This window comes from Streptomyces sp. TSRI0281 (assembly GCF_001905125.1).
Taxonomy (GTDB): Bacteria; Actinomycetota; Actinomycetes; order Streptomycetales; family Streptomycetaceae; genus Streptomyces.
The window spans coordinates 25,804-39,827 of the sequence record NZ_LWLE01000035.1; the positions used below are offsets into that span (position 1 = coordinate 25,804).

Annotated in this window: 10 protein-coding genes; 8 read left to right on the forward strand and 2 right to left on the reverse strand. The window is 71.8% G+C overall.

The window, feature by feature from the left end; genetic code table 11:
* The first annotated feature begins 1 nt into the window (after position 1).
* The 8 genes from eccE (at position 2) to A6A29_RS34805 (ending at position 11,618) form a co-directional block, all read left to right on the forward strand.
* Positions 2-1,363 (forward strand): type VII secretion protein EccE, encoded by a 1,362-nt coding sequence (gene eccE, locus A6A29_RS34770; protein WP_073727356.1) that lies wholly within the window; start codon positions 2-4, stop codon positions 1,361-1,363.
* The gene (locus A6A29_RS34775) at positions 1,363-2,085 is read left to right on the forward strand and encodes a hypothetical protein (RefSeq protein WP_073726666.1); all 723 of its coding nucleotides are present in this window, start codon (positions 1,363-1,365) and stop codon (positions 2,083-2,085) included. Before eccE ends, A6A29_RS34775 begins: the two co-directional genes overlap by 1 nt.
* Before the next feature lie 377 nt (positions 2,086-2,462).
* On the forward strand, positions 2,463-5,405 hold the full coding sequence (locus A6A29_RS34780) for an SCO5717 family growth-regulating ATPase (RefSeq protein ID WP_073726668.1): 2,943 nt from the start codon (positions 2,463-2,465) through the stop codon (positions 5,403-5,405).
* Positions 5,406-5,603: 198 nt separating this feature from the next.
* Positions 5,604-7,481 (forward strand): ABC transporter substrate-binding protein, encoded by a 1,878-nt coding sequence (locus tag A6A29_RS34785; protein WP_073726670.1) that lies wholly within the window; start codon positions 5,604-5,606, stop codon positions 7,479-7,481.
* Positions 7,482-7,484: 3 nt separating this feature from the next.
* Positions 7,485-8,576, forward strand: a complete 1,092-nt coding sequence (locus tag A6A29_RS34790) for an ABC transporter permease (RefSeq protein ID WP_073726672.1) — start codon at positions 7,485-7,487, stop codon at positions 8,574-8,576.
* Entirely contained in the window at positions 8,573-9,493 is a 921-nt protein-coding gene (locus A6A29_RS34795) for an ABC transporter permease (RefSeq protein ID WP_073726674.1), read from the forward strand. Before A6A29_RS34790 ends, A6A29_RS34795 begins: the two co-directional genes overlap by 4 nt.
* Positions 9,490-10,623: an ABC transporter ATP-binding protein gene (locus tag A6A29_RS34800; RefSeq protein WP_073726676.1), complete on the forward strand. Its 1,134-nt coding sequence runs from the start codon at positions 9,490-9,492 to the stop codon at positions 10,621-10,623. Before A6A29_RS34795 ends, A6A29_RS34800 begins: the two co-directional genes overlap by 4 nt.
* Positions 10,620-11,618 carry an oligopeptide/dipeptide ABC transporter ATP-binding protein gene (locus A6A29_RS34805; RefSeq protein ID WP_073726678.1) on the forward strand — a complete coding sequence of 333 codons (999 nt, stop codon included), beginning with the start codon at positions 10,620-10,622 and terminating at the stop codon, positions 11,616-11,618. The genes A6A29_RS34800 and A6A29_RS34805 overlap by 4 nt, the downstream gene beginning before the upstream one ends.
* 93 nt (positions 11,619-11,711) lie before the next feature.
* Here the strand turns inward: A6A29_RS34805 and A6A29_RS34810 are convergent, their stop codons facing one another.
* Both A6A29_RS34810 and A6A29_RS34815 read right to left on the reverse strand, forming a co-directional pair.
* Positions 11,712-12,938, reverse strand: coding sequence for an XdhC family protein (locus tag A6A29_RS34810; RefSeq protein WP_073726680.1), 1,227 nt, complete (start codon positions 12,936-12,938; stop codon positions 11,712-11,714).
* Positions 12,939-13,061: 123 nt separating this feature from the next.
* A complete protein-coding gene (locus A6A29_RS34815) occupies positions 13,062-14,018 on the reverse strand; it encodes a bifunctional riboflavin kinase/FAD synthetase (RefSeq protein ID WP_073726682.1) in 957 nt (318 codons plus the stop codon).
* Between the last annotated feature and the right edge of the window lie 6 nt (positions 14,019-14,024).

A 14,024-nucleotide genomic window follows, 5' to 3' on the forward strand; every position in this document is an offset into this window, starting at 1 on the left:
GATGGCTTCCGCGACGCGGACACGTCCGGCCGGGAACAGGGGGCCCTCCGGGGCCCCCGGAGCAGGGGAGCCACCGGCCTCGCGCAGGGGTTCGCGCTCCTCGTCCCGAAGGTCCTCCGGTGACCCCGCGGGGTCCGGCGGACCGGCCGCACCACGACTGAACGGACGTGCCGGACACTTCGGTTCGTTCCGATTGCAACAGTTCGTACTGATCGAAATCGCCGCAGCGCTGCTGCTCGCCGCCTGGGTGATCGAGCCGTTGCTGCTCGCCCCCGCCGGAGTGCTCGCCGCGCTGCTGGTGGTGCTCGCCGTGGTCCGCAGACACCGCCGCTCGCTGCCGGAATGGCTGGGTACGGTCTTCGCGCTGCGGGCCCGCACCCGACGGGCCGCCGCACTCGTGCTGCCCCCGGACACCGAGCCCGGACTCGCGCCCGCCGTCGAGTGCGACCCGGCGCTGCGCACCTACTCCTTCAGCGACCGCGACCGGCGGCCGGTCGGCATGATCGGTGACGGTACGTTCGTCACGGCGCTCGTCCAGGTCGAATCGGACGCCACGGCACTGCGGCCCGACCGGTCGGCACATCCGCTGCCCCTGACGCTCGTACGGGACGTACTGGAGGTCGACGGCATCCGGCTGGAGTCCGCGCAGATCGTCCAGCACACCCAGCCCGCGCCCGCGCCGCATCTGCCCCAGCAGTCCGTCGCCGCGCGCAACTACGCGCCGCTGCAGGCCCAGACGGGTTCCCCGGCGCTCCGGATCACCTGGATCGCGCTCAAGCTGGACCCGGAACTGTGCCCGGAGGCCGTCCAGGCGCGGGGCGGCGGAATCGTCGGCGCCCAGAAGTGCGTGGTGCGGGCCGCCGATCAGCTGGCCAGCCGACTGACCGGGGCCGGATTCCGGGCGACGGTGCTCACCGAGCAGGAGCTGACGTCGGCCATCGCGACATCGGCGTGTGTCAGCCCGCTGGCGATGGCACAGGCCAGCCGGGCGGAGACGCCCGGACGGCGCACCGAGGAGACCTCGCGCACCTGGCGCTGCGACGACCGGCGGCACACCACCTACTGGGTGGGCCGCTGGCCGCAGCTGGGCGGCGGCGGTGCGTCGATGCCGCAGCTGGTGGCCCTGCTCACCTCGATCCCGGCGCTGGCCACCACGTTCAGCCTGACGCTCGGGCACGGGGACCGCTCGGAGGTCTCGGTCACCGGACATATCCGGATCACGGGCCGCAGCGACGAGGAACTCCTGGGCGCCCGCCATGAGTTGGAGCGCACCGCGCGCGGTGTGAAGACGGCGCTGGTGCGGCTGGACCGTGAACAGCTGCCCGGTGTGCTGGCCACCCTGCCGCTCGGAGGAACCCGCTGATGTCCACCTCTACCGGCAATCGGACCCGGCTGGGTTTCGGGCTCATCGGTCCGCGCCGCGGCCGGCACGCCATCTCCTTCGACGAACTGGCCTCGCTCGGCCTGCCGGTCGGCGACGACGGCACGGTGATCGGGGTCGACGCCGAAGGACGCCCGGCGGTACTGGGCATCAACCGGCCCACTCCGTACGAGGTCACGCTGATCGGCGGGCTGTGGACGGCGCAGGTACTGGCGCTGCGCGCCGCCGCGACCGGAGCGCGGATCGCGGTGGAGACCGGCCGGGCCCAGGCCTGGACCGGGCTCGCCCAGGCGGCGGGCGGCGGGCAGCCCTGTGTCTCGCTGCACGACGTGGGACGGGTGCCGCCGCAGGGCGCGTCGGCCGGTTCGCCGGTCGTCGTGGTGCGTGACTGCGGGATGCGGCCGCCGCGCGGCCGGGTGGTGTCGGGGCCCTGGCAGTCCGTGGTGACGCTGCTGCCCTATCTCAGCCCGGTGGCACCGCGGCTGATGGAGAAGTCGGCGCTCGTCGGCATCCAGCGGGTGTCCCCGGACGAAGCGGCGCAGATCGGCCGGATCATGAATCTGCAGCCCGCCGAGGCGCAGGCGCTGTCCACGCTGGCCGACGGCGTCACGCTGTGGTGCACCGACCGGGACCGGCAGTTCGTGATGACGCAGGCGACCGATGCCGAGACCGGACTGCTGGGCAGCGCCCGCCGGATGGACTGATATCCGGTCGTGATGTGCCGTGTTGTGCGGTGATGCGCTGTGTCATGCCTCGCCGGATGACCTGGCACTGCACGGCACGGCGTGGATTCACGCGATCGACTTGCACGGAACGTTCCGCATTCGTACCGCTTTCGGTTCGTGCCCCGTATCCCTTCCTGTGCACTCAGGAATGGCGGGTGACGCACGGGACAGACCTTGCCTTGCCGTACGGCCTGCCGTAGAGCGCCCGATGGCGATTAGGGTGGGTCCGGGCGTGGCAGCAGAACCTGCGGACAGGCATTGCGCGTCCCAGGGGGAGAGCCGGGCGGAACGAACGCCGGGAACGGACACCCCCACCCCCCACGGCACACGGGTGCTCGACCACACCAGGAGGCAAAGTGAACGGCGATCGGGACGAGATCCGCGGGGGATGGAACACGCCCGTCGACGAGTCGTCCGACGCGGATCCCGCCGAGATGACGGGTGAGTTCACCATCGACTACACCCCGCCCGCCTGGTACACGCAGAACGCGACGGGGGATTCGGCGGGCGGTTCCGGTTCGCATCTGGCGCCGCCTCCGCCGCCCCACGGGGCGCCGGTGTCCGTACCGGGACCGCCGGCCGCGGGTGGTTTCGACCCCAACTGGGCGCCCGCGCCGCCCGCTCCGGCGGCGTCTCCTCCGGTGCCCGCGCCTACGGCGCCCGCTTCTTCGGTGCCGCCTCCCTCGGTGCCGACTTCTTCGGTGCCGTCTCCCGAGGCCGTCCCTCCTGTCGCGCCGGTGTCCGCGTCGGCCCCTTCCGAGGAGGCCGGGGGCGGTGGCGGTGATCTGGAGAGCGGTACGACGATGCGGTTCTCCCCCGCCGCGCTGAAGCGGGAGATCGCGGAGCGCGAGGCGGCGGCCGCCCCGTCACCGGATGCCGGTGGCTCCGGGCCGGACGGCGGTGCTCCCGACAGCGGTACGCGGGAGGCCGCCGAGGCCGGTGCCCAGGAGAACGGGGCGCCGGACGCGACGAGCGCGGCGGACCGCGACGAGAACGCCCCCGACTCGGGTACGGATGCCGACGCGGTGGCCGATGACCTCAGGAGCGCCGGAGGCACGGAGGAGTCCGCGAACGCCGACAGCCCCGACGCCCCGGCGGACGAGGCCCCGGCCGTGACGGACCCGACGGCGCCGGCCGACGCTCACCCGCTCGCCGTGACGGACGCGGTGCCCCAGGACGTACCGCAGGCCGCCGCTCCGGCGCCGTGGTCCCCCGCACCGCCCGCCCCTGGCGCCCTGCCGCCGCTGCCGCCCGCCTTCCAGCCCGCGGCGCCACAGCCCACCGCACCGCAGTCCGCGGCGCAGTGGCCCTCCCCGGTACCCGCGAACGAGGCGCCCGGCGGGTACGGATTCCCCCGGCCCGCCCAGACGGCGCAGCCCGCCCAGGTGCCCCACCAGGCACCGCAGGCCCACCAGGCACCGCAGCCGCACCAGCACCTCCCGGCGCAGCAGCAGGCACCCCAGCAGCCCCCGCAGCACCAGCAGTTCCAGCAGTTCCCCGGCCAGGGCGCACCGCTGCCGCCGCAGGCCCCGCAGGCCGGCGGCGGGTACGGATTCCCGCAGCAGCAGGGCGGATACGGGTTCCCTCAGGCACCGCAAGCACCCCAGGCGCCCCAGGCACCCCAAGCGCCCCACCCCTCGTTCCCCGCCCAGGGGGCCGCCCCGCTTCCCGCGCAGCAGCCGGGGCAGGGCTCGCCCAACCTGCCCGCGCCGATCGCCCCGAGGGCACCGCAGCCGCCGGAGCCGTACCAGCCGCAGCAGCACCTCCCGGCCCAGCAGCAGGCACCGCAGCAACAGGCACCGCAGCAGCCCGGTCCGCAGGCTCCGCCCGTCGACCCGCGTACCGGCACCTCCTGGCCCACGCCGGTCACCCATGACCAGCGCGAGCGTTCCGTGCCCGGCGCACCGCTCGGTTACACGGCCGCCGTCGAGCTCTCCTCCGACCGCCTGGTCCGGGGCAAGCAGAAGGCCAAGAGCAGCCGTACTCCGTCCGGGGTGTCCCGCTTCAAGCTGGGCGGCAAGAAGGAGGAGATCGAGCGTCAGCGCAAGCTGGAGCTGATCCGCACTCCGGTGCTGTCCTGCTACCGGATCGCCGTCATCAGCCTCAAGGGCGGTGTCGGCAAGACCACCACGACGACCGCGCTGGGCTCGACGCTGGCGACCGAGCGGCAGGACAAGATCCTCGCCATCGACGCCAACCCGGACGCCGGTACCCTCGGCCGCCGGGTGCGCCGCGAGACCGGGGCCACCATCCGTGACCTGGTGCAGGCGATCCCGTACCTCAACTCGTACATGGACATCCGCCGGTTCACCTCGCAGGCACCCTCCGGGCTGGAGATCATCGCCAACGACGTGGACCCGGCGGTCTCCACGACGTTCAACGACGAGGACTACCGGCGCGCGATCGAGGTGCTCGGCAAGCAGTACCCGATCATCCTCACCGACTCGGGCACCGGTCTCCTCTACAGCGCGATGCGGGGAGTGCTGGACCTCGCCGACCAGCTGATCATCATCTCGACGCCGTCCGTCGACGGCGCGTCCAGCGCGTCGACCACGCTGGACTGGCTGTCGGCGCACGGCTACGCGGACCTGGTGCAGCGTTCGATCACGGTCATCTCCGGGGTGCGCGAGACCGGCAAGATGATCAAGGTCGACGACATCGTGCAGCACTTCGAGACACGCTGCCGGGGCGTCGTCGTCGTACCGTTCGACGAGCATCTGTCCGCGGGCGCCGAGGTCGACCTCGACATGATGCGGCCGAAGACCCGCGAGGCGTACTTCCACCTCTCCGCGATGGTCGCCGAGGACTTCTCGCGCGCCCAGCAGCAGCAGGGGCTGTGGACGTCGGACGGCTCCATGCCGCCGCAGTTCGCCCCGCCGATGCCCGGACAGCAGCAGCCCGGTCAGCCCATGCCCGGACAGCCGATGCCCGGTCAGCAGCAGCCGGGGCAGCCCATGCCGGGACAGCAGCCCTACCCGCCGCAGCAGCCGCAGCCGGGACAGCCGTACCCCCAACAGCCCTATGGCGGGCAGCCGCCGTACGGGGGACCTCAAGCCCCTCAGCAGCAGCCCCCGCAGCAGCCGTATCCCCCGCAGCCGGGCCCCGGCGCCCAGCAGAACTGGCAGCAGAACGGCTGGCAGCAGCAGTCGCTGCCCTCGCAGGCCCAGTCGGGCGCGAGCCCGGCCGGTCCGCCCCCGCCGGCCGGACAGCCCGGTGGTCAGAGCGAACTGCAGGGCCCCGTACCGCCCGCGGGCTGGCAGCAGACTCCTCCGCAGCCACCGCCGGCGCCCCAGCAGTAAGGCAGTAGAGGTCTAAACCAATGAGGGCCCGCACCGTTCCCACGGTGCGGGCCCTGCGCGTATTCCCGCAGCCCACACGCGGTTTGGCGGACCGTTGACGCGACTCGGCCACCGCTGATAAACCTTCGCTTCACCAGCTGGCGAACCAGAGCTCTACCCGCCTTCTCCGAGCGAGTCATGACGCGAGGTCCACGTCCCATGGTCACAAGAGTTCCACCACGCTCCTCCCGGCCACGCCGCCGCATGCGGGTTCTTCTGGCCTCCGGCGCCGCCGCACTGGCGCTCGCCGCCGGATCGGTAGTTCCCGGGAATCCCCTCACACCCGCGCCCCCGCAGGCGCAGGCCGCCGACAGCGGCAGGACGACGCTCACGGTCGCGGTCGCGCAGAGCGTCGACTCCCTGAGTCCGTTCCTCGCCCAGCGCCTGGTCAGCACGAGCGTCTACCGGCTTATGTACGACTACCTGACCAACTACGACCCCAAGGACAACCACGCGATCCCGGGGCTCGCCACCAAGTGGGAGCCGTCCGCGGACAAGTTGACCTGGACGTACACGATCCGGTCGGACTCGAAGTGGTCCGACGGTCAGAAGGCCACCGCCGAGGACGCCGCATGGACCTTCAACAAGATGATGACCGACGAGGGCGCCGCCACGGCCAACGGCAACTTCGTCGCCAACTTCAAGAAGGTGACCGCGCCCAGTGCGGACAAGCTGGTCATCCAACTGAAGCAGCCGCAGGCCACGATGGCCGCGCTCGATGTGCCGATCGTCCCGAAGCACGTCTGGGAGAAGGTCTCCGACTTCTCCAAGTTCAACAACGACACCGAGTTCCCGATCGTCGGGAACGGGCCGTTCATCCTCACGGACTACAAGGTCGACAGCTATGTGAAGCTGAAGGCCAACAAGGACTTCTGGCGCGGTTCGCCGAAGTTCGACGAGATCGTCTTCCGTTACTACAAGGACCAGGACGCGGCCGTCGCCGCCCTGCGCAAGGGTGAGGTCTCCTTCGTCGCGGGCAGTCCCAGTCTGACGCCCGCCCAGTCGGCGTCCCTCAAGAACGCCGCCGACATCAAGGTGAACGACGCACCGGGCAGGCGGTTCTACGCGCTGGCCGTCAACCCGGGCGCCCGCACCAAGGACGGCGTGAAGTTCGGCGACGGCCACCCCGCCCTGCTCGACCAGAAGGTCCGTCAGGCGCTCTTCATGGCCGTCGACCGCGCGACCATCATCGACAAGGTCTTCCAGGGCCACGCCGTGGAGGGTGAGGGCTACATCCCGCCGCGCTTCTCCGACTACTTCTGGAAACCCGCCGCCGATCAGGAACTGGCGTACGACCCGGCGAAGGCCGCGACCACGCTCGACCAGGCCGGCTACAAGAAGAACAGCGACGGCAAGCGCGTCGGCAAGGACGGCAAGCCGCTCGACTTCCGCATCCTGTGCCACGCCACCGACCCGAACGACAAGGCGGTCGGCAAGTACCTCCAGGAGTGGTGGGGCGACCTCGGCATCGGCCTGAAGGTCGACTGCATCGACAACGTGTCCGACCCCTGGTACGCCGGTGAGTACGACCTCGCCTTCGACGGCTGGTCCGTCAACCCGGACCCCGACTTCGTGATGTCGATCCACACCTGCGCCGCGCTGCCGTCCAAGCCGAAGGAGTCGGCAGCGACCGACAACTTCATCTGCGACAAGCAGTTCGACGAGCTCTACAAGAAGCAGAACGTCGAGTACGACACGGTCGAGCGCGCCGCTCTCGTCAAGCAGATGGAGTCGCGGCTGTACGACACGGGGTACATGAACGTCATGGCGTACCCGAACGCGGTCGAGGCGTACCGCACCGACCAGATCAAGTCGATCACGACGATGCCCTCGGACGCGGGCAACATCTACGGCCAGGACGGGTACTGGAGCTGGTGGTCGGCGGTTCCGGCCGATGCCGCCTCCGCCGACTCCGACGACTCCGGCGGCAGCTCCACCGGGGTGCTCATCGGTGTCGGTGTCGCCGTCGTCGTCCTCGCCGGTGGCGGACTGCTGTTCGCCATGCGTCGTCGTTCCACCGCGGAAGACCGTGAATAGTCCATGAGCACAGAAAGCACTCCCGCGCTCATGAAGGGCGCGGCGGGCGTGGACCGTGCGGAATCCGACGGCCCGGCTCCGGCCGGGCCGTCGGGCCGCGGTCCGCGGTCCCGCAGCACGGCCGCCTACCTCCGCTATGTGGCGGGCAAGCTGGCCGGCGCGGCCGTCTCCCTGTTCGCCGTACTCGTCACGAGCTTCTTCCTGTTCCGGCTGATTCCCGGCGACCCGGTCAAGCAGATGACCGGCGGCCGGCAGGTCTCCACGGAGCAGATCGCCGCGATGCGCCGCGAGTTCGGCCTCGACCTGCCGCTCTGGCAGCAGTTCACCGAATACTGCGGCAAGGCGCTCACCGGGGACTTCGGTACGTCGTACCAGTTCCGCGCTCCCGTCATCGACAAGATCAGCGAGGCGCTGCCCGCGACGCTGCTGCTCACCGGCACCGCCTTCGTGCTCTACACGGTGATCGGCGTCTGGCTGGGCGCCCGGTCCGCCTGGCGCAGCGGCTCCGTCGGGGACCGCGCCAACACGGCCCTCGCGCTGACCCTCTACTCCGTGCCGTCGTTCTGGCTCGGCCTGCTCCTGATCATCACGCTGTCGGTGGGCATCGGCCCGATCCCCGGGCTCTTCCCGACCGGTGGCATGGAGTCCGGCAACACGAGCGGCTTCGGCTACGTCCTCGATGTCGCCCACCACATGGTGCTGCCGGTCGTCACTCTCGTCGCCGTCGAGTACGCGCGCACCCTGCTGGTGATGCGTTCCTCGCTGCTCGACGAGATGGGCAGCGACTATCTGACGACGGCCCGTGCGAAGGGGCTGCGCGACGACCTCGTACGCCGCCGCCATGCCGTGCCGAACGCGATGCTGCCGACCGTGACCCTGCTCTTCGTGAACCTGGGCACGACGGTCGCGGGTGCCATCCTGGTGGAGACCGTGTTCTCCTGGCCGGGGCTCGGCGGGCTCTTCTACCAGGCACTGAGCGTGCCCGATCTGCCGTTGGTGCAGGCGCTGTTCTTCGTCTTCGCCGCCGCGGTGATCATCATGAACATGCTCGCCGATGTGATCTATCCGCTGCTCGATCCCCGGGTGGGCCGATGACGACTTCGACCGATGCCGTGCAGAACAGCAGCCCGCGCGCGCTTGACCGGGCCCGCAGACGCCGGGCGGCGGCCGCCTTCTGGCAGCAGTACCGCAGCCACCGGGCGGGCCTCGTCGGCCTGGCCGTCCTCGCCGTGATCGCCCTGATCGCGCTCGCCGCCCCGTTGCTGGTGGGCGCCGACTCGCAGAGCGTCACCCAGGCGCCGGGCGGCCCCCTGGAGTCACCGAGCGGACAGTTCCCGCTGGGCACCGACCAGTTCGGGCGCAGCCTGCTCGCGCTGCTGGTGTGGGGTACGAGGGTCTCGCTGACCGTCGGACTGCTCGCGGCGTTCCTGTCGGTGGCCATCGGGACCCTGGTCGGGATCACGGCGGGACACTTCAAGGGCTGGTACGGGACCGTCATCATGCGGATCACCGACTGGTTCCTGGTGATGCCGACCCTGGTCCTCGCCATCGCGCTGGCCACGGTCCTGTCGCGGTCCATCTGGACGACGATCCTGGCGATCGGCGTGACGACCTGGCCGACGACCGCCCGGCTGGTGCGGGCACAGACGCTGTCCGTCGAGTCCCGGCCGTACATCGAGCGTTCCAAGGCGCTCGGTGGCGGCCACAGCCACATCATGTCCCGCCATGTGCTGCCCAATGTGATGCCGCTGGTGCTCGCCCAGACCACGCTGGTCATCTCCACCGCCATCCTCACCGAGGCGACCCTCGCCTTCCTCGGGCTCAGCGATCCCACGATCGTCTCCTGGGGCGGGCTGCTCCAGGACGCCCGTGAGGCCGGTGCCGTCAGCTCCGGCAACTGGTGGTACCTCGCCCCGCCCGGACTCGCCATCGCGGTCGTCGCCCTCGCGTTCACGCTGTGCGGCCGCACCATCGAGACCGTGCTCAACCCCAAGCTGGGGGTGACCCGTTGACCGCCACGACCACCATCACGACGAAGCCCACGGCCGGGCAGCCGTTGCTCGACGTACGGGACCTGCGGGTCACCTACGGCTCCGGGAGCTCGGCCGTGCCCGCCGTGCGCGGCATCGATCTGCGCGTCGAGGCGGGCCAGAAGCTCGGCATCGCCGGGGAGTCGGGCTGCGGGAAGTCGACGCTGGCGCTCGCCCTGCTGCGGCTGCTGCCCGCCTCGGCCTCCCTGTCCGGCGAGATCCTGCTGGACGGGGAGGACATCCTCACCATGAAGTGGGGCCGGCTGCGGGCGGTGCGCTGGGCCGGGGCGTCGATCGTCTTCCAGGGCGCGATGCACTCGCTCAACGCCGTGCACCGCGTCGGGGACCAGATCGCCGAGCCGATCCTGCTGCACAAGAAGTCCACCGCCGCGGCGGCCAGGAAGCGGGCCGGTGAGCTGCTGGAGCAGGTGGGGCTGCCGGCGGCCCGTGCGCAGGCGTATCCGCACGAGCTCTCCGGCGGTCAGCGCCAGCGCGTCATGATCGCCATGGCGCTGGCCTGCGACCCGCGCCTGATCGTCGCCGACGAGCCGACCACCGCGCTCGACGTGATGATCCAGGCGCAGATCCTGCGGCTGATCGAACAGCTCGTCGCCGAACAGGACCTCGGGCTGATCATGATCAGCCACGACCTGGCGGTGCTCTCCGACACCTGTGACCGGCTGGCCGTGATGTACGCGGGCCGGGTCGTCGAGGAGGGTCCGGCCAAACAGGTGTACGAGAACGCCCGGCACCCGTACGCCAAGGCCCTGTCCGCCGCGTTCCCCAGGATCGGCGACCTCGCCTCCCGGCACGCCCCGCGCGGGCTGCCGGGCGACCCGCCGGACCCGGCGGCGCTGCCGTCCGGCTGTACGTTCCATCCCCGGTGCCCGGTCGCGCTGGATTCCTGCGCCACCGGGGACCAGGAACTGAGGGACGCCGGGGCCGGGCGGCGGGCGGCCTGTGTGCTGGTGGAACCGGGGGCCGTGGCGGTGCCGTTGGGCCTGCCGGGTGCCGAGTCCGTGGCGCCGGTGGGCCTGCCCGGGGCCGAGTCGGCGGCGCCGGGTGCGGATTCCGGCCGGCCCGGAGCCGAGGAAGTCGGGAGCACGACATGACCATCACCCCCCTGCTCAGCGCCGAGGCGCTGAAGGTCACCTTCCCCGGCCGGCGCGGAGCGGCCACCGCGCGTGCCGTGGACGGCGTCGACCTGGACATCCGGCCCGGCGAGATCGTCGCCCTGGTCGGCGAGTCGGGCTGCGGCAAGACGACCCTGGCCCGCTCCCTGCTGGGCCTGGTACCGCCCAGCTCCGGCCGGGTCACGTTCGGCGGCTCACCGCTCGCCTACTCGGGCCGCGCGCTCAAGGCGTACCGCAAGCGGGTGCAGCTGGTCCTTCAGGACCCCAGCGGCTCGCTCAACCCCCGGCACACGGTGTACGACGCGGTGGCGGAGGGGCTGCGCATCCACGGGTACGCCGGTGACGAGCGGGCCGCGGTGGCCGAGGCGCTGTCCCGGGCGGGGCTGCGGCCTCCCGAACGGTTCTTCCTGCGCTATCCGCACGAGCTGTCCGGCGGTCAGCGCCAGCGCGTCGTCATCGCGGGCGCCCTCGTCCTGGAACCCGAACTGATCGTCGCCGACGAGCCGGTGGCCTCGCTGGACGCGTCGGTGCGCGGCGAGATCCTGGCCCTGCTGCTGCGGCTGCGCGACGAACTGGGGCTCTCCGCACTGGTCGTCACGCACGATCTGGGGCTGGCGTGGAACATCGCGGACCGGGTGGCGGTGATGTACCTGGGCCGGATCGTCGAGACGGGCGCGGTCGAACAGATCCTGACAGCTCCTCAGCATCCGTACACCAAGGCCCTGTTGTCGGTGCTGCCGGAGGCGGAGGGCGAGCCGGTGATTCTGACCGGTGAGCCGCCGGACCCGTCCAGGGTGCCGTCGGGCTGCCGGTTCCACGCCCGCTGCCAGGTCCTCGCCTCGGGCGAGGCCGAACGGGCGGGAGTGGCGGACGCGTGCCGTACAAAGGATCTGCCGGTCCTCGACGGGGGCGCCGCCACCCAGGTGGCGTGCCACTGGGCCGCGGCGGGCTCGAAGGCGACGTCCACGGCCTGACCGGGGTGCGCCCGGCGTGACGGTGTGCGCCCGGCGTGACGGCGCGACCGGCGTGACGGCGCGACCGGCCCGACCGGCGCGCGGGCGGAACCCTCAGCCGTCGTACGGGCCTGACGAACCGTCCGGGCCGTTCCGGCCGTCCGGGGCTTCCGGGCCGTCCGGGGCTCCGTGGTGGATGGCGCCCGCCAGCTCGCCCAGCGGACGGCCGGTGCCGCCCCAGTGGTGCTGGATGATCTCGGCGGCGATGGAGACCGCCGTCTCCTGCGGAGTACGGCCCCCGAGATCGAGGCCGACGGGTGAGGCGAGGCGGGCCAGTTCCGCCTCGCCCACCCCGGCCTCGCGCAGCCGGGCGGTCCGGTCGAGGTGGGTACGGCGGCTGCCCATGACCCCGATGTAGGCGGCGGGCGTCCGCAACGCGGCGATCAGCAGGGGGACATCGAACTTCGGGTCGTGCGTGAGCACACAGATCACCGTGCGGGCGTCGACGGTGGTCGATTCCAGATAGGTGTGGGGCCAGGCCCGGACGACCTCGTCGGCGGCCGGGAAGCGTTCCCGGGTGGCGAAGGCCGGACGGGCGTCGCAGACCGTGACCCGGTAGCCGAGGAACGATCCGATCCGCGCGGTGGCCGCGGCATGGTCGATGGCGCCGAAGACGAGCATGCGGGGCGGCGGGGCGTACGTCTGGACGAAGACGGACACCTCCTGCATCCGGCGCTGTCCGTGCGCCCCGTACCGCTGCACCCCTGTGACGCCCTGGGCCAGCAGTCCGCGGGCGTCGTCGGTGACGGCCGCGTCGAGCCCCTCGGCGCCGAGGGAGCCCGCCGTACGGTCCTCCAGGACCACCAGCGTGGCCGCGGGCGCACCGGCCTCTCCCGGTGCCCCGGCCTCTCCTGGTGCCGCGCCCGAGCTCCCGTCGGGGGCGGCTCTCGGCAGGAGCGTGGCCACGGCCACCGGCTCGTGGGCGGTCACGAGATCCATGACCTCCCGCAGCCGGTCCCGGTCGGCGGCCGAGACACAGGCCCGCACCAGGACCTCGATCGAGCCGCCGCAGGTCAGACCGACACCGAGGGCCTCGTCGTCGCTGATCCCGTACGACCGCAGCTGTGGACGGCCCGAGGCGAGCACCTCACCGGCCACCTCGAACACATCGCTCTCGACGCAGCCCCCGGACACGCTGCCCAGCACCGCGCCGTCGGCGCTCACCGCCATCACGGCGCCGGGCGCGCGGGGCGCGCTGCCGTGGACGGCCACCACGGTCGCCAGGGCGAAGGGCGTACCGGCCGTGTGCCAGTCGCGGAGTTCGGGAAGGATGTCACGCACCCTGCCAGCATCCGCCGCCCGGCGGCGGAACGCGCGACGACGGGACGGGGTCGCGCGGTGCCGTCGTGAGCGCGATCGGCGGTGTGGCCGTACGCGCGGGCGGCGGTGTGGCCGTACGCGCGATCAGACGGTGCGGTCGTACGCCGCGATCAGCTCGCTGCAACGCTTCACGTCGGCGGCCATCGCCACCAGGAGGTCGTCGATCGAGTCGAACTTCAGCATGCCGCGTACGTACGCGAGGAAGTCCACGGCCACGTGCAGCCCGTACAGATCCAGGCCCACCCGGTCGATCGCGTACGCCTCGACGGTCCGCTCGGTGGCGTCGAACTGCGGGTTCGTGCCCACGGAGATCGCGGCGGGCATCGCCTCACCGTTCACGTGCAGCCAGCCCGCGTAGACGCCGTCGGCGGGGATCGCGGTGTGCGGCAGGGTCTCCACGTTCGCCGTGGGGAAGCCCAGCTCACGGCCGCGCTGCGCGCCGCGGACCACGATGCCCTCGACCCGGTGCGGCCGGCCGAGGATCTCGGCGGCGCCCGCCACGTCGCCCTCGGCGACCAGACGGCGGGTGAGCGTGGAGGAGAACGGCTGACCGCCGCCCGCCGCACCGCTCACATAGAGGTCGATGACCTCGACGGTGTAGTCATAGGTGGCGCCCAGTTCGGTGAGCAGCGCCACGTTCCCCGCCGCCTTGTGGCCGAAACGGAAGTTCGGCCCCTCGATGACGGCCTGTGCGTGCAACTTGTCGACCAGCACCTTCACGATGAAGTCGGTGGGCGACAGCTTCGAGAACTCGGTCGTGAACGGCAGGATCAGCACCGCGTCCACGCCCAGCTCCGCCATCAGCTCGGCACGCCGGTGGTGCGGGGCGAGCAGCGGCGGGTGGCTGCCGGGGCGGACGACCTCGCTGGGATGCGGGTCGAAGGTCACGACGACGGACGGAACGCCCAGCTCGCGCGCCCGTTCCACGGCCCGGCCGATGATCAGCTGGTGCCCGCGGTGCACACCGTCGTAGGAGCCGATGGTGACGACGCTGCGTCCCCAGTCCTGGGGGATGTCCTCCAAGCCACGCCAGCGCTGCACTGTGAC